This is a genomic window from Rhizobium sp. 01T444 (genome assembly GCF_056398305.1).
In genome coordinates this window covers 1-922 of record NZ_JBFTPD010000113.1, presented here as the reverse complement: position 1 = coordinate 922, position 922 = coordinate 1, and the positions used below count along the sequence as shown (strand labels likewise).

Here is a 922-nt window from a genome sequence, read left to right as displayed (position 1 = left end):
GCCTTCGGGCTTGCCGCGCTTTGCCTTCATCTCGGAGAAGAATGCGTAGAGCTGCTGCGCGGCCGGCGATAGCGTCCGGCCCTTGCGCCTTATCAGTCCGATCTTGCGGGTGATGACCGGGTCGAAGAGCGGCACGCTTACGAGCAGCGGGTGGTCCGCGTCGGGCATGGCGATCGAGGGCACCGCGGCCACGCCCAGTCCCGCCTCCACCAGTCCGAGCATCGTCGTGACGTGCTGGGTCTCGTAGATGCTCTGCGGACGGCCAGGCAGGCCCGAAAGCGCCTGGTCCAGCAGCAGCCGGTTGCCCGACGCCTTGCTGACCGATATGTAGTCGTACTGCGCCAGTTCGGTCCAGCTCACCCGGCGCTTCCCGGCGAGCGGATGATCGCGCCTGCAAGCCGCGACGAAACGCTCCTCCAGCAGGGGCTTGAACTCGATGTCCGGCTCCTTGCCGCCGACGAAGTTGAGCCCGAAGTCGGCCTCGCCGCGGGATACGGCCGAGAGTACCTCGTTGGCGCTGGCGTCGAAGACCTTGACCCGGATCTTCGGGTAGCGCTCGTGGTAGCGCGAGATCACCTGCGACAGAAAGTAGTAGACGGTCGAGGGCACGCAGGCGATCGTCACCTCGCCCATCCGCGTGGCGGCTACTCCACGAATGCCCAGCAATGTGTGGTCGAGGTCGTCCAGGAGCTGCTGTACCTTGCGATCGAAGTCGCGTCCCACGGAGGTCAGGCTTACGCGCCGGGTGGTGCGGTCGAGCAGCCGCACGCCAAGCGCCTCCTCGAGCTTCTCGATGCGTCGGCTGAAAGCCGGCTGCGACACATGCAGCGCCTCGGCTGCCTTGCGGAAGCTGTTGAGCTCGGCCACGGCGCGGAATGCCTGCAGATCGTTGAGATTGAAGTTGATGGCCATGGCGCAGGCT

The 922-nt window shown here is 65.9% G+C and carries 1 protein-coding gene; it reads right to left on the bottom strand.

Going from position 1 to position 922, the window contains the following annotated elements:
• Positions 1–912: LysR family transcriptional regulator (locus AC1DTN_RS37395; RefSeq protein WP_477925152.1), on the bottom strand; the 912-nt coding region annotated here is incomplete at its 3' end.
• Between the last annotated feature and the right edge of the window lie 10 nt (positions 913–922).